Origin of the sequence: Salinarimonas chemoclinalis (genome assembly GCF_041514305.1) — a bacterium.
Classification (GTDB): domain Bacteria; phylum Pseudomonadota; class Alphaproteobacteria; order Rhizobiales; family Beijerinckiaceae; genus Salinarimonas; species Salinarimonas chemoclinalis.
In genome coordinates this window covers 25,164-42,092 of the sequence record NZ_JBGMWH010000008.1, presented here as the reverse complement: position 1 = coordinate 42,092, position 16,929 = coordinate 25,164, and the positions used below count along the sequence as shown (strand labels likewise).

Annotated in this window: 14 protein-coding genes and 1 pseudogene; 12 read left to right on the top strand and 3 right to left on the bottom strand. The window is 72.5% G+C overall.

Translation table 11 applies throughout. The features are described 5' to 3' along the window. The first annotated feature begins 12 nt into the window (after window positions 1–12). The 12 genes and pseudogenes from AB9M23_RS13905 to AB9M23_RS13850 all read left to right on the top strand — a co-directional run. Entirely contained in the window at window positions 13–378 is a 366-nt protein-coding gene (locus tag AB9M23_RS13905; protein ID WP_029030508.1) for a response regulator, read from the top strand. A gap of 133 nt (window positions 379–511) precedes the next feature. After that, the gene (cheB, locus tag AB9M23_RS13900; protein ID WP_372425152.1) at window positions 512–1,681 is read left to right on the top strand and encodes a chemotaxis-specific protein-glutamate methyltransferase CheB; all 1,170 of its coding nucleotides are present in this window, start codon (window positions 512–514) and stop codon (window positions 1,679–1,681) included. Continuing rightward, window positions 1,678–2,532, top strand: coding sequence for a CheR family methyltransferase (locus AB9M23_RS13895; RefSeq protein WP_372425151.1), 855 nt, complete (start codon window positions 1,678–1,680; stop codon window positions 2,530–2,532). The genes cheB and AB9M23_RS13895 overlap by 4 nt, the downstream gene beginning before the upstream one ends. Before the next feature lie 93 nt (window positions 2,533–2,625). Further along, window positions 2,626–3,582, top strand: a complete 957-nt coding sequence (locus AB9M23_RS13890) for a hypothetical protein (RefSeq protein WP_372425150.1) — start codon at window positions 2,626–2,628, stop codon at window positions 3,580–3,582. A gap of 201 nt (window positions 3,583–3,783) precedes the next feature. Further along, window positions 3,784–4,590 (top strand): helix-turn-helix domain-containing protein, encoded by an 807-nt coding sequence (locus AB9M23_RS13885; RefSeq protein WP_372425149.1) that lies wholly within the window; start codon window positions 3,784–3,786, stop codon window positions 4,588–4,590. Beyond that, entirely contained in the window at window positions 4,587–5,603 is a 1,017-nt protein-coding gene (locus tag AB9M23_RS13880; protein ID WP_372425148.1) for a methyltransferase domain-containing protein, read from the top strand. The genes AB9M23_RS13885 and AB9M23_RS13880 overlap by 4 nt, the downstream gene beginning before the upstream one ends. Then, a complete protein-coding gene (locus AB9M23_RS13875) occupies window positions 5,600–7,039 on the top strand; it encodes an iron-containing redox enzyme family protein (RefSeq protein WP_372425147.1) in 1,440 nt (479 codons plus the stop codon). The genes AB9M23_RS13880 and AB9M23_RS13875 overlap by 4 nt, the downstream gene beginning before the upstream one ends. Then, window positions 7,030–7,461 (top strand): Rieske 2Fe-2S domain-containing protein, encoded by a 432-nt coding sequence (locus AB9M23_RS13870; protein ID WP_372425146.1) that lies wholly within the window; start codon window positions 7,030–7,032, stop codon window positions 7,459–7,461. Before AB9M23_RS13875 ends, AB9M23_RS13870 begins: the two co-directional genes overlap by 10 nt. After that, complete coding sequence (locus tag AB9M23_RS13865; RefSeq protein ID WP_372425145.1) at window positions 7,458–8,471, top strand: alpha/beta hydrolase; 1,014 nt, start codon at window positions 7,458–7,460, stop codon at window positions 8,469–8,471. Before AB9M23_RS13870 ends, AB9M23_RS13865 begins: the two co-directional genes overlap by 4 nt. A gap of 108 nt (window positions 8,472–8,579) precedes the next feature. After that, a complete protein-coding gene (locus tag AB9M23_RS13860; RefSeq protein WP_372425144.1) occupies window positions 8,580–9,593 on the top strand; it encodes an alpha/beta hydrolase in 1,014 nt (337 codons plus the stop codon). Between the two features lie 45 nt (window positions 9,594–9,638). Next, entirely contained in the window at window positions 9,639–10,796 is a 1,158-nt protein-coding gene (locus AB9M23_RS13855; protein WP_372425143.1) for a DNA cytosine methyltransferase, read from the top strand. Between the two features lies 1 nt (window position 10,797). After that, window positions 10,798–11,133: pseudogene (locus AB9M23_RS13850) on the top strand (very short patch repair endonuclease); the annotation flags it as partial. 71 nt (window positions 11,134–11,204) lie between these two features. Here AB9M23_RS13850 and AB9M23_RS13845 read toward each other — a convergent pair. From AB9M23_RS13845 to AB9M23_RS13835, 3 genes are all read right to left on the bottom strand, one after another. After that, on the bottom strand, window positions 11,205–11,729 hold the full coding sequence (locus tag AB9M23_RS13845) for a hypothetical protein (protein ID WP_372425142.1): 525 nt from the start codon (window positions 11,727–11,729) through the stop codon (window positions 11,205–11,207). 56 nt (window positions 11,730–11,785) lie between these two features. Then, complete coding sequence (locus AB9M23_RS13840; protein ID WP_372425141.1) at window positions 11,786–13,276, bottom strand: tyrosinase family protein; 1,491 nt, start codon at window positions 13,274–13,276, stop codon at window positions 11,786–11,788. Between the two features lie 102 nt (window positions 13,277–13,378). Then, on the bottom strand, window positions 13,379–16,738 hold the full coding sequence (locus AB9M23_RS13835) for a type ISP restriction/modification enzyme (RefSeq protein WP_372425140.1): 3,360 nt from the start codon (window positions 16,736–16,738) through the stop codon (window positions 13,379–13,381). Window positions 16,739–16,929: the final 191 nt, after the last annotated feature.

Genomic DNA, 16,929 nt, shown 5'->3' with positions numbered 1-16,929 from the left:
AAGGAGCCCGCCATGAAGCACTGCCTCGTCGTCGACGACTCGGCCGTCATCCGCAAGGTCGCCCGCCGCATCCTGGAGGGCCTGTCGTTCCGCATCAGCGAGGCGGAGGACGGCGAGCAGGCGCTCGTCGCCTGCCGCGCGCAGATGCCCGACGCGGTGCTGCTCGACTGGAACATGCCCGTGATGGACGGCTACGACTTCCTGCGGGCGCTGCGCGCGCTCCCCGGCGGCCAGCACCCCAAGGTCGTGTTCTGCACCACCGAGAACGACGTCGCCAACATCGCCCGCGCCATGCGCGCGGGCGCCGACGAGTACATCATGAAGCCCTTCGACAAGGAGATCATGACCGCCAAGATGCAGGAGGTCGGGCTCGCCTGAGCCGCGTCCCCGGTTCGTCAGCCCTCGCGCCGCAGCCGCCTCGCCGGCCGCGCCGCGCTACCTTCGAGCGCGCGTCATGTCCTCCGCCCTCGCCTCGACCTCTCACAACGCACCGCCGCAAGCGACGCGCGTCATGATCGTCGACGATTCCGTCGTCGTGCGCGGGCTCACTTCCCGCTGGCTCGAGGAGGAGGGCTTCGTCGTCGCCGCGACCTGCTCGAACGGCCGCGTCGCCGTCGAGCAGGTGGAGCGGGCGCGCCCCGACATCATCGTGCTCGACATCGAGATGCCGGAGATGGACGGGCTCCAGGCCCTGCCGCTGCTGCTCGCCAAGGCGCCCCGGGCGACGATCATCGTCATCTCCACGCTCACCCAGCGCAACGCCCAGGTCTCGCTCAAGTGCCTCTCGATGGGCGCGACCGACTATCTTCCCAAGCCCGAGAGCCACCGCGGCGTGACCACGTCCGCGAGCTTCCGCCAGGAGCTGATCGCCAAGGTCCAGGGCCTCGCCGCGCGCCACCGCCGCGGCCCCGCCATCCCCGCGATGCGATCCACCTCCCCCGCCGCGGCGCCCGCGCCGCGCACCGGCTTCGCCCCGACGACGCGCACGCCCGTCTCGGCGCCCGTCGTCGGCCAGATCCGCCCCGCGCCGGACGCGGCACAGGCGCGCCTCCAGACCACGCGGGTCGCGGTGCGGCCCCGCCCCGGCCTCGTCCATCCCAAGGCGCTCCTCGTCGGCGCCTCGACCGGCGGCCCCCGCGCCGTGGGCGAGGTGCTGTCCGCCCTCGCGCCCGCGCTGAAATCCGTGCCGGTACTGATCGTCCAGCACATGCCGCCGATCTTCACCGCCGTGTTCGCCGAGCATCTCGGCACGCAGACGCGCATGCCCGCCGCCGAGGGCCGCGACGGCGAGAAGCTCGAGCCCGGGCGCATCTACGTGGCGCCCGGCGGCAAGCACATGGGCCTGCGCAAGGACTCCACGGGCGCGGTCCACGTACGGATCGACGACGGCCCGCCGGAGAACTTCTGCAAGCCCGCGGTCGACGTCCTCTTCCGCGACGCCGCCTCCGTGTACGGCGCCTCGGCGCTCTCCGTCGTGCTCACGGGCATGGGCTCGGACGGCACGCTCGGCGCGAAGGCGCTCGTCGCCGCCGGCGGGCTCGTCTACGCCCAGGACGAGGCGACGAGCACCGTGTGGGGCATGCCGGGCTCGATCGCCCGCGCCGGCCTCGCCCACGACATCCTGCCGCTGCCGGCGCTCGCGCCGGCCCTCAAGTCCCTGCTCACCGGAGGCGCGGCATGACGGACGCCGACTTCGAATACCTGCGCGCGCTCCTCAAGTCGCGCTCGGGCCTCTCGCTCGCGCCCGAGAAGCGCTACCTCGTCGAGAGCCGGCTCGGGCCGGTGTGCCGCAAGCACCAGATCCCGGGCCTCCCCCAGCTGGTGCAGGTGCTGCGCGGCGGGCGCAACTCCGCCATCGAGACGGAAGTCGTCGAGGCGATGACGACGAACGAGACGTTCTTCTTCCGCGACAAGACGCCGTTCGACATCTTCCGCGACCAGCTCCTGCCCAAGCTCGCCGCCGCGCGCGCGACGCAGAAGCGCCTGCGCATCTGGTGCGCCGCCGCCTCGACGGGCCAGGAGCCCTACTCGCTCGCGATGATCGTCGACGAGATGAAGCCGCGCCTCGGCGGGGTGCAGGTCGACATCCTCGCGACCGACCTCGCCGACGAGGTTCTCGCCAAGGCCAAGGCCGGCGTCTACTCGCAGTTCGAGGTCCAGCGCGGCCTGCCGATCCAGATGCTGCTCAAGCACTTCAAGCAGGACGGCGAGCAGTGGCGGATCTCGCCTGCGATCAAGAACATGGTCCAGTTCCGGCCGCTGAACCTGATCCGCGACTTCTCCAGCCTCGGCCAGTTCGATATCGTCTTCTGCCGCAACGTGCTGATCTACTTCGACCAACCGACGAAGGCGGACGTGCTGCGGCGCCTCTCCAACGCGCTCGCCGCCGACGGCGCGCTGTTCCTGGGCGCCGCCGAGACCGTGATCGGACTCACCAGCGCCTTCCAGCCGCATCCCGAGCACCGCGGCCTCTACGTCCCCGCCCGCGCACAGCCCGCGGCCGGCGCGCCGCGGCTCGCCGCGAGCGCCTGAGGACGGCGCGCCGCCTGTGCAGGAAACGGGTGGCGCCGCCGCCCGCGTCTCCCGAAGCTCCCTCTCGATGATCGGCATCGGAGGGCGTCGGGGATGGAGACGGTCGTGGGCATGCGTACGGGGGCCGCGGCGCGGCTCCTCCTGGGGCCGGGGCTCGTGGCGAGCTTCACGCTCCTCTCGGCGGTGCGGGACGTCTTCCTCTCCGATCAGCTGCGGGCCGAGCCGCCCCTCGTCGTCGCCGCGCTGGCCTTCGCCGTCACCAACCTGGCGTTCGGCCCCTTCCTGCTGCGCGCCCTGCGCACGAAGCGCGAGGCCTTCCGGGGCGCCGGGCGCCTCGCGCTCGGCGTCAACGCCACGACGGCGGCCGCCTGGCTCCTCTACTTCGCCGCGCTGGCGAACAGCCCGCCGGCGATCGTGATCACGATCTGGTCGGCGGCGGGCCCGCTCTTCGCCGCCTGGCTCGTCGCCCGTGCGAAGCCCGGGGAGGCGCTCGGCGCCGGCGCGCGGATCGGCCCGCGGGAACGGCTCGCCTACCTGCTGCAGTTCCTGCTCGCGCTCGGCCTCGCGCTGGGGACGGGCGGCGTCGCGCTGGCGCAGGGCGCCGGGCCGGCCCTGCTCGTGGGCAACCTGTGCGCGTTCGCGAGCGGGCTCGCGATCACCGTCTCGATCCTGCAGTCGCAGGGTCTCGCCCTGCGCGGCCTCGCGCCCACCGAGATCATGGGGCTGCGCTTCCAGCTCACCGGCGCGCTCGCGATCGTCGGGGTCCTCGTCGCCGGACCGCCCCTCGTCACGCTCCTGGACGAGCGGCTCTTCGCTGTGGCCGGGCTGGTCGCGGTGTTGATCGTGCTGCCGAACTTCGCGCTCCAGATCGGCGTCGTGCGCACGAACGCCATCACGGCGAAGATCATCCTCTCCTTCGCTCCGAGCCTGACCTTCGCCCTCCAGACCCTCGTCCTCGGCCTGCCGGTGACGACCGCGACCGCCGTGTCCGTCGGCCTGTTCTTCGTTCTCTCGGTGGCGGGCGCGCTCGCACGCGCCACGAAGGCCTGACGGGCCGGGCCGTGCCGGCGTCCGGCACCCGGACTCCAACCGCGGCATCCGCCCGCGGCCTCGGCCGCTCGCGGATGGGAGGATTTCCCGAAATAGCAAGAAACCGGATGCCCCAACTCTCAATAGAATGTATCCCTCGTATCGCGCCAACAAAAGCAACCAATGCAAGCGCCGGGCTGGGTCCGAGGGAGGAATCAGATCATGCACGCGAGCGAGCAGGCGGCGATTGGCCCCGTCCGGCGACCGCCGACGCCGAACATCCCGCCCGAGACGGATCGCGACCGCGCCGGCGAGCCGGCCGGCGCGCCGTTCGACCCGCCGGCCCCGAGCCCGATCGCCGGGCGGATCGCCGTCGCGGTGCGGACGATCGAGCGGGCGGAGGCCCAGCCGCGGCTGGCGGATCTCGCCCGCGCGGCGGGCCTGAGCCCGTCGCACTTCCAGCGGCTCTTCAAGCGCATCGTGGGGCTTTCCCCGACTCGATACGGCATCGCGGTGCGCCGCGCGCGGCTGCGTCGGGCGCTGGAGAACGGCGACGGCGTGACGCAGGCCATCTTCGCCGCGGGCTTCGGCTCCGCCTCCCAAGGATACGCCGCCCTGCGCGACGAGGCGGGCCTCACACCCTCGGCGATCCGCGCGGGCGGCAGCGGCGTCTCGATCTACCATCTCGGCCTTCCGGTCGGCGCACGCCGGCTCCACCTCGGCTTCACCGAGCGCGGCCTGTGCCACCTGTCGCTCGGCGCCGAGCGCGCGGACACGCGCTCGGAGCTGCGGCGGCTCCTCCCCCACGCCCGGCTGGCGCCCTTGCACGACCCGGGGCTGCGGGCCCTCGTGCTGGACGCGCTCGCGCCGCTGCGCGCGGAACTCGCCGCCGCGACAGGCCCGCGCGAGCGCGCGCTCGTCGAGCGGCTGCGCCGGTCTCTCGCGGGGCTGCGCCCCGCACCCCACGCGACATCCCATCCGTCGGTCGCCCACCCGGCCGGGCACGGCGCCGAGAGGAGAACCCGATGAACGACGTCGACACCCGTACGCTCGCCGCGTCCCGTGCCCACGGCCTGGTTCCGGCGGCGCCCCCGATCCAGCCGATCCCGCGCTGGCACTTCGCCATGATGAACGATCATCGCCGCACGCACGCGCTGCGGGTGGCCTTCGCCGCGGCCGGGCTCGCCGGCCGGCGCGTGCTGGAGATCGGCACGGGTGCGGGCCTGATGGCGACGCTGCTCGTCGAGGCGGGCGCCCGCGAGGTCTGGACCTGCGAGGCGGATCCCGCGCTCGCCGCCTTCGCCCGCGACGCCATTCGGCGCCTTGGCCTCGCCGACCGCGTGCACGTGGTCTGCGGCATGTCGAGCGATCTCGCGCTCGAGGATCTCGGCGGGGAGCGCTTCGACGTCGTCGCCGGCGAGATCGTCGATTGCGGCTTCTTCGGCGAGGGCATCCTGCCGAGCTTCGCCGACGCGCGGGAACGCTTCCTCGCGCCGGGCGGGCGCCTGCTGCCCGCACGGGTGCGGCTCGTCGGCGCACTGCTCGAGAGCCCGCACGTGCATGCGCTCAACCATATCGGCCCCACGCTCCCGGAGGCCTTCCGCGCCTTCGACATGTTCTCGACGCGCGGGCACTTCCCGCTGCGGGCGAACGCGCATCCGCACGCGTTCCTGTGCGACCCGAAGGAGCTGCTCGCCGTCGACCTCGAGCGCGCGCCCCCGCGCAGCCTGCGCGCCGAAGCGACGGCGACGCCCTCCCGCGCCGGCCTCGCGCACGGCGTCCTGTTCTGGTTCGACGCGCCCTTCGGCGGCGAGGTGGGCATCTCCAACGACCCGCGCACCACCCCCACCCACTGGCACCAGGCGGTATGCCTCTTCCCGACGCCCCTCCCCGTGCGCGCCGGCGTGCCCGTGCCGCTCTCGATCCGCGTCGCCGGGACGCGCGTCACGATACTCCCCGAAGCTCCCGGCGCGGACGCGGGCTGCGCCCTGGACGCCGCCTGCGACATCGATGCGACCTCGGACGACAGGAGACCCTCATGAACGAGATGATCACCACCCTCGCGCCGTCCGCGTCGCTCGACGAGGCTTCGATCGGCGGCTTCGCCGACGCGCTCGCCGTTGTCCGCGACCTGCCGCTCTTCGCCGACCAGGAGGAGTGGGACCTCGAGGGCACGCCGTTCCGCCGTACGCTGCGCCCGCAGACCTTCGCCCACGTCGACTTCGCGACCCCGCTCGGTGCGCACGAGCCGACGACCTACAAGTCGCTCGTCGCCAACCGCATCCTGCAGACCGCCTACGAGGCGGAGTTCGTGCTCCTGCCGCGTACGCCGGACGCGCACTTCGCCGCGGACTTCGCGCTCTTCTACGCGCCGCGCACGCAGGCGGCCCTCGACATCGTGCGCCGGCGGCTGGAGGAGACCGTGTTCTCCTTCCTCGACGACGAGATCGACCTCTCCGGCCGCTGGCGGCGGTCGGACGCGAAGGCCTATCTCGAGGCCTACGTGACGCAGGAGGAAACGGCGCAGGGCAACGCGGCGATGGCGGCGATCGAGGCCTCGCCGGACCCGCGGCACGCGGCCAAGACCTTCCTGATCCAGCTCGCCAGCGACTTCCTGCTGGAATCCTCGCCCATGGCGCGCACGACGATCGGCAATTACGGACCGATCCAGTCGGAGATCTTCAAGGTCCTGATCGACGAGTACGGCTACGGCGTCCACTCCGCCAAGCATTCGACCCTCTACGAGGAGACGCTCTCCTCCGTCGGGCTCAGCCCCGCCGCGCACACACATTGGCAGTTCTATCTCAGCGGCAGCCTGATGATGAACAACTACTTCAACTACGTCTGCCGCAACCCGCGCCACTTCTTCCGCTACCTCGGCGCGCTCTTCCAGGCTGAGACGGGCTTCATCCGCGCCACGCGGGAGTGGTCGCAGGGTCTCGGCCGCGTCTTCGGCGACGAGATCGCGCTCGGCTACTTCGCCGAGCACGCGCACATAGACATGCACCACAGCCGCATGGCGCTCGAGAACGTCGTCCTGCCGGCGATCGACGCCTTCGGCGAGGGCGTGATCCCCGACATCCTGCGCGGGTTCGAGGAGGCGAAGCTGCTCGCGGAGCTGGCCGAGCGCGACTTCTGCGCCCAGGTCGGCTGGATGGACGCGGCCGCTCCCTGCAAGCGGCTCGCGCCGGGCATCCTGGCGAACATCGAGGCGAGGCCCGCCGCCGAGCGCCCGCCGCTCGCCCCGATCGACGAGCCGCGCGGCGAGCTCTCGGTCATGCACGTGCACGACGGCGACGAACTCTGCTGGATCCGCGAGGGCGTCATGCACTTCTGGATCGGCCACGACCGCTACACCCGCCTCGAGGCGGGCGAGGGAACGGTGATCCGCGCCCAGCGCCTGCACGGCGCGATCATCGACAGCGAGCGCTGCCTCTACGAGATCCACTCGATCGGGGATCACCGCGCATGGCTGTGAGCCCTGCTCGCGAGAGCGCCGGCCGCGCGGTGGTGACGTTGCCGCTCGCGCGGGGCGCCTGCATCGCCGGCGCGGCGATGGAATGGGTCCTCGTCGAGACGCCGGCGGGCGGCTGGAGCGTCATCGAGGGGACCTGCAGCCACCGCGGCGGTCCGCTGCGGCTCGGTACCTGCGACGCGCGGGCGGTGCGCTGCCCGTGGCACGGCACGGCCTTCTCGTGGTCCGGCCTGATCCGCCGCGGCGCGCCGGCGATCCGCGTCGGCGCCGTCGTCCGGGCGGTCGTGCCGGACGCGACGGCGCGCGCCGTGCAGCGGCGGGTCTACCTCGCCGCGCCCGGCGAGGCCGGCGCGTCCGCGACGCGTCCGCCGGCGAGATGCCCCGAACCGACCGCTTCCCCGCATCCCGAGGAGATCCCCGCATGAGAAACGCACCAGGAGAGCCGGCGCCCTATGATCCCGAGGCGGAGGTCGCCGAGTACAACCGCATCTACGCCACGGTCATCGACGACGTGGAAGCGCTGCGCGAGCTCTCGCGCTTTCGCCGCGAGTTCCTGGACCTCTTCCGCACCTTTCCCAACAGCGTGAACGAGGCCGTCGTCACCCGCGAACTCGTCTTCGACCTGCCCGACGCGACCTGCATCCGCGGGCGCCTCTTCCGCCCCCGCGACGCGACGGGCGAGACGCCGTGCCTGGTCTACGCGCACGGCGGCGGCTTCGTGTGCGGCGAACTGTGGATGACGGACGGTATCGCCTCCGACATCGCCGCGCGCCTCGGGATCTCCGTCGTCACCTTCGCCTACCGGATCGCCCCCGAGCATCCCTTTCCCGTACCGCTGCTCGACTGCGTGGCGGTGATCGAGGAGGTGTTCGCCCGCGCCCGCGAGCTGGAGGTCGATCCCGACCGGATCGCCTTCGGCGGCGAGAGCTGCGGCGGCAACTTCGCGATCTCCGCGCCGATGGTGCTCGCCGCCAAGGGCGGCCCGCGCCTGCGCGGCGCCCTGCCGGTCAATCCGGTCTTCGACGTCCATCGCTGGGCGCGGCGCGAGGTGACGGACGTCGATCCGGCCTTCGCCGAGGAGATGTACGTCTTCACGAGCACCTACCTCGGCCCGCGCTTCCTCCACGTCGACTCCGCCGGCGCCTCGCCCCTGCGCGCCGCCCGCATCGGCCCCCTGCCCCGGACCTTCGCCTGGGCGGCGCAGAAGGACCCGCTCCACCTCGAGCTCGTGGAGCTCGCGGCGCGCATCCGCGCGGAAGGCGGCGAGATCGACTACGCGCTCGACCCCCACGCGGTCCACGGCTCGTTGCGCGCCCGGCGCATGTTCCGCTTCGCCGCGGAGGCGTTCGAGCGCCTCTGCCGGGGCCTCGCCTGGACGCTCGACATCGCGGTGGAGGAGCGCGGGCGGCCGGAGGTGGGCGTCGCGGCGGAGTAGCGGGCGGTGCGGCCGCGGGTCCGGCTGCCCGCGCCCCGCGACGTCGGCGCGCTCGCCGGCCGGAAGCCCCGAACGGACCGCCTCACTGCTTCACGAGGAGCTCACGGCATGACAGACGCACCCCACGACCCGACGCCCTACGATCCCGAGACCGAGGTCGCGGCCTACGAGCGGATCTACGACACGGCGGTCAACGACGAGGAGGCGCTGCACGACCTGCCGCGCTTCCGACAGGAGTATTGCGCGCTCTTCCGGGTCTTCCCGAACGCCGTGAACCCGGACGTGGTCACCCGCGACGTCGTGTTCGAGACGGCCGACGGCACCCGGCTGGTCGGGCGCCTGTTCCGCCCGCGCGACGCGATGGGCGCGCTGCCGTGCCTGATCTATGCGCATGGCGGCGGCTTCATCTCGGGCGAGCTGTGGGTCACCGACGGGATCGCGTCGGACTTCGCCGCCCGGCTCGGCATGGCCGTCGTCACCTACGAGTACCGCCTCGCGCCCGAGCATCCCTTCCCCGTGCCGCTGCTCGACAGCGTGGCGGTGATCGAGGAGGTGTTCGCCCGCGCCCGCGAGCTGGAGGTCGACCCCGACCGGATCGCCTTCGGCGGCGAGAGCTGCGGCGGCAACTTCGCCGTCGCGGCGCCGATGGTGCTCGCCGCCAAGGGCGGCCCGCGCCTGCGCGGCGCCCTGCCGGTCAACCCGGTCTTCGACGTCCATCGCTGGGCGCGGCGCGAGGTGACGGACGTCGATCCGGCCTTCGCCGAGGAGATGTACGTCTTCACGAGCGGCTATCTCGGGCCGGACTTCACCTTCGTCGACTCCGCCGGCGCCTCGCCCCTGCGCGCCGCCCGCATCGGCCCCCTGCCCCGGACCTTCGCCTGGGCGGCGCAGAAGGACCCGCTCCACCTCGAGCTCGTCGAGCTCGCGGCCCGCATCCGCGCGGAAGGCGGCGAGATCGACTACGCGCTCGACCCCCACGCGGTCCACGGCTCGCTGCGCGCCCGGCGCCTGTTCCGCTTCGCCGCGGAGGCCTTCGAGCGCCTCTGCCGGGGCCTCGCCTGGACGCTCGACATCGCGGTGGAGGAGCGCGGGCGGCCGGAGGTGGGCGTCGCGGCGGAGTAGCGCGGGGGGCTGGACAGACGCGGCAGGGCGCCATCTGATGCTGCGATGAGGATCGCGTCGCTGTTCACGGGAATCGGAGGCCTGGAGCTCGGGCTCGCGCGCGCGGGGCACCGCGCGGTGCTGGCGTGCGAGATCTGGTCGCCGGCGCGTGCCGTGCTCGCGGCGCGCCTCCCGGACGCCCACCTCCACGCAGACGTGACGACCCTCGCCGATCTGCCGGGCGACACCGAGCTGCTGACGGCGGGCTTTCCCTGCCAGGACCTCTCCCAGGCCGGGCGGACGCTCGGTATCGGCGGGACCCGCTCGGGCCTCGTCGGTCACGTCTTCCGGCTCCTCGACGAACGGGCAATTCCCGTCGTCGTGCTGGAGAACGTGTCGTTCATGCTCTCGCTCGACCGTGGCGCGGCGATGCACCGTCTCGCCGGCGCCTTCGAGGAGCGGGGTTATCGCTGGGCCTATCGGACGATCGACGCGCAGGCGTTCCTCCCCCAGCGGCGCGCGCGCGTTTTCCTGGTGGCGACACGCAGCGATCTCGATCCCGCCGACGTGCTCTTCCAGGGCGACGTGGCGATGCCCCCCTCGAGCACGACGCTCGCGTCGCACGCGCACGGATTCTACTGGACCGAGGGCACGCGCGGCCTCGGCTGGGCTCCCGACGCCGTACCGACGCTCAAGAACGGCTCGACGGTCGGCATCCCTTCGCCCCCGGCGATCCTGCGCACGGACGGCGTGATCGTGAAGCCGGACCTGCGGGACGCCGAGCGTCTCCAGGGCTTCCCGGCGGATTGGACGCGTCCGGCCGAGGAGGTGGCCCGTGCGTCGCTGCGCTGGGCGCTCGTCGGCAACGCGGTCTCCGTTCCCGTCGCGGAATGGCTCGGCGAGCGCCTGCGCGACCCGCGGCCCCACGAGACGGAGCGGGACGGGCCGTGGCCGACCGGCCGGGGATCGTGGCCGCGCGCCGCGCGGTTCGACGGGACGACGCGACACGCCGTGCGGATCGGCGCCTATCCCGTATTCCTGGAGCGCGAACCCCTGGAGCGCTTCCTGGAGCATCCCGGGACTCCGCTCTCCGCCAGGGGCACGGCGGGTTTCCTGTCGCGGGCGGAGGCGTCCTCCCTGCGCTTCGCTCCGGGTTTCCTCGACGCCGTCCGCCGCCACCTCGCCGCCCGACGGGGCGAGCGGGACGCGGCCCTCGCGGCCTGACGTGGAGGACCCCGAGCGGCGCAGCGCGCTGATGCAGCGCGTGCGGCAGCGCAAGACCGCACCCGAAGAGCGCGTGGCACGCATCCTCCGTGATCTCGGCATCGCCTACCGCCGCAACGTGCGCACGCTGCCGGGCTCGCCGGACTTCGCCAACCGCTCGCGCGGCTGGGCGCTGTTCGTGAACGGCTGCTACTGGCACCACCACACCGGCTGCCGCCGCGCCACGACGCCAAAGAGCAACCGCGATTTCTGGGAGCGCAAGTTCGCCGACAACCGCCGCCGCGACGCCCGCAAGATCCGCGAGCTGCGCGCCGCCGGCCTGAGGGTGTTGATCGTCTGGGAATGCGAGCTCGACGATCCGGAGGCGCTCGCAGGGAAGCTGTCCGGCCTGCGCCGGCACGGCATGCCTCACTCCCCCGCCGTCACCCCCTCAACCCGCAGCCGCGTCGCCTCGAGCCCGCCCTCGACGGGCACGAGCCGGACCTCGAGCGTGATCGGCCCCGCGCCCTCGGGGAGCGTCGAGAGATCCAGGGGGAAGCGGCGCGGCGTGCCTTCGCGGGGCGGGGGGAAGAAGGCGTAGGTGCCGATCTCGCGCTCGCCACCGTCCGGCAGGATGGCGACGACGGCGACGAGAAACGCCTCGTCCTCGGAGATCCGCGTCGGTGTCAGCGCGAGGGAGAGCGGAACCGCGGCGGCGTGCGCACCCTCGCGGGGGAGGACGAGGCGGGCCGGCGCGTCGGGGGCGATCGCGGCGCCCGCCCCCTCGGCGAGGAGGCCTGCGCCCTGGGCGTCGGTGGCTCGGGTCTGCATGGCGGGCGGTCCCGAGGCGCTCCCCGCGGTCGCTTGGTGGACGAGGGCGTGTCCCGCGAGGGCGAGGAGCAGGGCGCCGGCGAGGCCGGCGCGACGGATGACGGGGGAGGCGCGGCGCATCATGGCGGCGAGCCTCCCCGATCGGCGCGGCGAAAGCATGTCCGCGTGCACCCGCGACGTCAGGTGCGCACGATCTCGATGCCGTCGAAGGTGAAGCCCGTGTCCGCCGGCTGGCCCTGCGCCGGGATCGGCACGACCTGGAGCGTGATCGCGTCGTCGGTGAGACGGCCGAGCCGCGCGAGCGCGAGCAGCGCGTTGGTGATGTCGACCGGATAGCTCGTCCCGCCGTGCCCGTTGCCGTGCCCGCCGTGCCCGCCACCGTGGCCCATCATGCCGGCCATGAAGAAGGCGAAGGTGCCGGCGTAGTGCGGGTCCGTCGGCGGGGTGTCGGGGCCGGCCTCGGGCAGGTTGACGAAGACGTTGACCGTGAGGCCCCGCGCCTCCTCGGGCACCATCACGTTCGTGAGCCGCGCGAGCACGCGGCCGGGCTCGGTGCCGATCCGCGGCTCGCCCGTCGCGCCGAGCAGGCGGAAGGAGCGCGGCGAGAACAGCGTCTGGCCGAGGCCGCGGGTGTCGACCGTCACGTCCGTCGTCGCGTCGGCGGTGGCGCGGAAGTCGCCGGCGGTGGTGCCGAGACGCTGCGTCACCGTGGCGGGCGCGGCGAAGAGCGACATCATCGCCACCGCGGTCGCCGGCCCGCCGATCAGGCCCGACGGCGTCTCGTAGGCGTAGCCCATCTCCGAGATGTTCAGCGCGGTGGCGGAGCTCGCCGGTGCGGGCTGGCCCTCGCCGTTCACGAACTGGCCGGAGAAGTCGTAGTCGAGCGGCGGCATGGTGTTGCCCGCCGCCTGCCACTGCGCGCCGAGGCGATCGACGTTGCAATGGTGCAGCCAGAAGATCGGGTCGAGCGGCGACATGCCGTCGCCCATGTGGCCCTGCGAGCCGCCGACGATGACGTGGGCGGTGTTGTGGGGCGAGTGCTCGAGCAAATCCGTGAACTGCTCGAACTGCGTCTGCGCCAGGATCGAGTTGATGTTCTGGTCGCTGAAGGCGCCCCCGCGCGGCCCCTGCTTGACGCCGGATCCCTCGGCGAGCGCGCGCAGCCCCGTCGTCGTCACCTCGTCGGGCCCCCAATTGTCCGACTGCGCGTCCGACGGGTCGTTCCAGAAGGTCACGTTGAGCTGGTCGATGCCGTAGAACGGATCGGGGATCTGGCCGATGCCGGACTGCCAGTTCCAGTAGGGCAGCGCGAAGTCGCTCTTGCCGATGAGCGTCCCGCAGATCTCCTCGTAGTAGCGGATGTACCACCGGTGCCAGTGCACGAAGGGCATCGCCACGCCCGGATAGGGCGGCGCGCCGGAGTGCGGGCAATGGTTCAGGTGGATCAGCGCCTGGGCGCGCCAGTTGCGCCCGTCGCTCGGGTTCGACGTCTGCAGCTCGTGCATGGCCGCGACTGCGTCGGCGTAGTCCTTGAAGAACGGGTCGTCGGCCGCCATGCCCATCACGTCCCTGCGGACGAGCGTCGTCTGGCCGAGCGCCGCACGGCGCATGACGAAGGGCGCGGCCACCAGCGTGCCCGCACCGACGATGAAGTGCCTGCGATCGATCATGAGCGTCCCCCTTCGACAGCCGCGAATCGTTGCGCGCGGCGGGGTGACGCTATCAGGAATTCGGTTCGCGGCAAGCGGGGATTGTTTCGGTGGCTTCCCGTGTCAGAGGAGCGTGCCCTGCCCCTCGGGGGTCCGAGACCGGCGCACCCGCGCCGCCGGCGCCGCGAAGGCGCCATCGGCCGCCAGGTCGGCGCGATCGAGCAGGGGGCCGGCGAGGACACGGCCGAGCAGATCCGCCTGCGCCGGCTCGAGCGCGACGAGGCGGCCGAGCACGTTGAGCAGGTCGATCAGGTCCGTCGTGTACTGGGCGAGCCAGCCGTCGGGAATGATCCGTTCCAGCTCGGAGGGCGGGCGGCGGTCGCCGATGACGGGGCGCGAGCGGTCGGCCTTGCGGTAGCTGAACCATTGCCGCAGCACGTTCTTGCCCGAGACCTCGTAGGCCCACATGGCCGGCGTGACATTCGCGACGACGCCGTCGCCGACGGCGAGGCGGCGGGTGGCGGGGTCGTAGCTCATCTCCTCGGGCAGGCGATCGCCGGGGATGGCGCCGCCCGCGGGAACGTGGGGGCGCTCGCCCTGGGGCATCCGGGGCGCCTCGTGCGGGCGACCCGCGGCGGGATCGATGCAGCGCTCGCCGTAGGTGTGCAGCCAGATCACCTCGCGCCCGAGCCTCGCCGCCTCGGCGAACAGGTCCGGATCGGCGGTGAGCGGCACACGCAGGCCCGGCTGGCGCAGGTCCTCGGCGAAACGCGCAGTGAAGGCGGGGTGGGCGAGGAGCGCGGCGACGTAGGCCATCACGTCCTCGGCGCCGACAGGGCGGCCGAGACGCGCGGTCAGCACGGCGAGGAGCGCCGGCTTGACGTTCGACTCCGTGGCAGCGGCATCCGCCCAGAGGGGGAAGACGCGGCCGCCGCGGCCGTTGTAGTGGTGGAGGTCCGGGATCAGGCCGCAAATTGTTATGGCAGGACCGCTTTCAGCTGAACGATCCTCAGGTGCAGTCATGAACATCTGATTGCTGGAGTAAAGGTCCCATAGTGTGGGGTTCGCCTGGTTGATCAGCCGTGCGTCAGGGATCAGCCACTGACGATCCAGCGTACGAAACGCGTACCGCGTCGGCTCGATCACTCGAGTAGCGTCGTCGGCGACCGCGTACGAGCGATGCTCGTGCCCCGTGAGCCCCTGCCGCGCCTGCTTGTGGAGGTGCCGGTCGCCGGGCGCCTTGTTGCGCAGATGCGGATAGAACATCTCCTTCTTGCGCTCGACGTCCCGCTCCCCGATCAGCCGATCCCACCGCCGCCGCAGCGTCTCCGGATCCGACGCGATCACCCAGGTTCGCCCCGGCATCACGCCGGAGCCGTCGTAGGCGAACAGTTCGTCGAGCGCCGGAAAAGCCCCCCAGGCCGCCCCGGCACCGGGGCGGAACGGTGCGCGCAGATCGGCCGGGCAGTCGGCCCAGCCGGAATCGTCGAGGCGCACGCCCGCGAGCTCGGCGAACTTCGCCTCGCGCCGCCCCTCCGCCAGCGCGCGGAAGCGCACCCGCGCCGGCGTCTCGGGGTCGGTGTCCCCGCGCCGCGCCGCGAGCACGATGCACACGGGGTGCTGCACGCCCTGGAAGATGCGGGTGGCGACCTCGGGCTGGTGCCCCTCCGGCGAGCAGTCGATCACCCAGACGTCCGAGCAGGAGCGGCGCAGGTCCGCGCGCATCGCCTGGAAGCCGGGCCCGGTCAGGAAGCCCGAGACCGTGATGAAGCACACGATGCCCGGCCGCTCCGGCCCCTCCCGCCCCGTCGCCTCGAGGTCCCCCGCCCCGAACACCTTCCACGTCGCCCACCGCCAGAAGAAGATGTAGAGGTTGTAGAGATGCTTGGCGTGGGCGCCCACGCCCCAGTCCGGCGGCGGCATCCAGCGCTGGAGCGGCGTGCGATCGCGCCCGTCGAGCCCGTCCTCGATCCAGCCACCGCGCCCCTTCGCCTTCTCCTTGTAGGGCGGGTTACCGATCACCACCGTGATCGGCGTCTCCCGCTTGACGCGGTTCGCGTCCCGCCGTGACTGCGCGATGGGCTCGTAGGTCGTCCCGAGCCGTACCTCCTCGATGAACGGGTCGCCCAGCGTGTCGGTGACGTAGAGGTTGAGCGCCGGCCGCGTCTCCCGCTCCAGGAGATCGCGCAGCTCGGCGAAGAGGCGCAGCTGCGCCACCGCGAAGGGGCCGAACTGCATCTCGAAGCCGAACAGCCGGCTCGCGGCCGCCTCGATCGCGCCGGGCACCGCGCCGGCGCCCGTGCGGGCCTCGACGGTCTGCGCGATGCGCCGAAGGACGCCGAGGGGGAATGTGCCCGTCCCCACCGCGGGATCGGCGACCGTGACGTTGCCGGCGGCGAGGCCGTCCGGCTCGTCGAACAGGCTCGGATCCCGCAGGGCCTCGTCGACCAGCCGCACCATGGTCTCGACCACCTGCGGCGGCGTGTAGTACGAGCCCGTGAGCTTGCGCAGGTCGTTGTCGTAGACCTCCAGGAACTGCTCGTAGAAATACAGCCACGCCTCTGGATCGCCCTTGCTGACCTCGGCCCAGTTCACCTCGTTCAGCACACGGCTGAGCGTACCGAGCGAGGTCTTCAGCGCCGGTTCGGTCTCGGTGTGGTCGGTGAGCACCATGAGCGCGGTGCCGATCAGCGAGTTCTGGCGGCGCAGATCCCTGGCCGCATCGGCGATGCCGTGCACGATGTCGATGTCGCGCGTGCGCGCGACGAGGAGGCCGAACGTCACCGCCTGCGCGTAGCCGTCCGCGAACTGCGCGTCGTTCGCCTCGGGGAACAGCAGCGCCCGCCAATCCTGCGCGAGGCCGGTCAGCGCCGCGTTCCCCGCCGCCAATTGCTCCATAGCCTCGTCACGCAGGAAGCGGCAAAGCCGCGCGCTGACATGGGCCAGCGTTTTCGCCGTCTTCGGCGCCTGCGGCTTCCAGCCGAGGAAGTCCTCGATCAGCGGCCACAGCGCCGTCGGCGCGCGCAGTGCCGGCCCGGCGGTCTCGATGTCGCCCTCCAGCTCGACGACGCCGCCGACGATCTCGCCGTCGCGGAAAAGCGCGAAGGCCGTCCCGTCCGTGTAGAGGAGGTTCGGCAGCGCCTGGAGCTTCTTCCACTGGTCCCTGTCGTGCCCGGCCCGGAAGCGACGCGCGTCCGCGCCCTTGCCGGGCGCCTTCACCTCGACGAAACCGCACAGCGCCCGATCGACGTTGACGGCGTAGTCCGGCCGCGTCTTCAGGTCCGACAGCCGCGTCTCGCCGACGAGCCCGACCGTGCGGCCGGGAACCAGCTCCGCCGCGAGGGCCTGGAACAGTGCCTCCAGCGGCGCCCGCAGCTGGTCCTCCGGCTCGCCGTCGATCGTCGTGCGCGCGAGCTTCTCGCGCACCGCACGCCCGTATTCCGACACCGCGGACAGCAGAAGCTCCTCACGCGACACCAGCACCCCCGAGACCCTCGACCGATGAAGGGCGATCACTTTCTGTTCCGCAACTGCTAGCACGTCCGAGGGTGGTCGTCGACCCGTATCCGGAACGTTCACGAAGCCCCCCGCCGACGCCTCTACACTCCACCTTAACGCGGGGTCGCGCAGGCTTCGGGATCGGCAGAGGCCGCGCGCGGGCGGGGTCCGTCGCG

Bases quoted from the DNA above. Each gene is read 5' to 3' on its own strand.
- AB9M23_RS13845 (WP_372425142.1), bottom strand. From the start codon at position 11,729: ATGATGCGCCGCGCCTCCCCCGTCATCCGTCGCGCCGGCCTCGCCGGC.
- AB9M23_RS13860 (WP_372425144.1), top strand. From the start codon at position 8,580: ATGACAGACGCACCCCACGACCCGACGCCCTACGATCCCGAGACCGAG.
- AB9M23_RS13855 (WP_372425143.1), top strand. From the start codon at position 9,639: ATGAGGATCGCGTCGCTGTTCACGGGAATCGGAGGCCTGGAGCTCGGG.
- AB9M23_RS13885 (WP_372425149.1), top strand. From the start codon at position 3,784: ATGCACGCGAGCGAGCAGGCGGCGATTGGCCCCGTCCGGCGACCGCCG.
- AB9M23_RS13870 (WP_372425146.1), top strand. From the start codon at position 7,030: ATGGCTGTGAGCCCTGCTCGCGAGAGCGCCGGCCGCGCGGTGGTGACG.
- cheB (WP_372425152.1), top strand. From the start codon at position 512: ATGATCGTCGACGATTCCGTCGTCGTGCGCGGGCTCACTTCCCGCTGG.
- AB9M23_RS13895 (WP_372425151.1), top strand. From the start codon at position 1,678: ATGACGGACGCCGACTTCGAATACCTGCGCGCGCTCCTCAAGTCGCGC.
- AB9M23_RS13890 (WP_372425150.1), top strand. From the start codon at position 2,626: ATGGAGACGGTCGTGGGCATGCGTACGGGGGCCGCGGCGCGGCTCCTC.
- AB9M23_RS13875 (WP_372425147.1), top strand. From the start codon at position 5,600: ATGAACGAGATGATCACCACCCTCGCGCCGTCCGCGTCGCTCGACGAG.
- AB9M23_RS13880 (WP_372425148.1), top strand. From the start codon at position 4,587: ATGAACGACGTCGACACCCGTACGCTCGCCGCGTCCCGTGCCCACGGC.
- AB9M23_RS13840 (WP_372425141.1), bottom strand. From the start codon at position 13,276: ATGATCGATCGCAGGCACTTCATCGTCGGTGCGGGCACGCTGGTGGCC.
- AB9M23_RS13905 (WP_029030508.1), top strand. From the start codon at position 13: ATGAAGCACTGCCTCGTCGTCGACGACTCGGCCGTCATCCGCAAGGTC.
- AB9M23_RS13865 (WP_372425145.1), top strand. From the start codon at position 7,458: ATGAGAAACGCACCAGGAGAGCCGGCGCCCTATGATCCCGAGGCGGAG.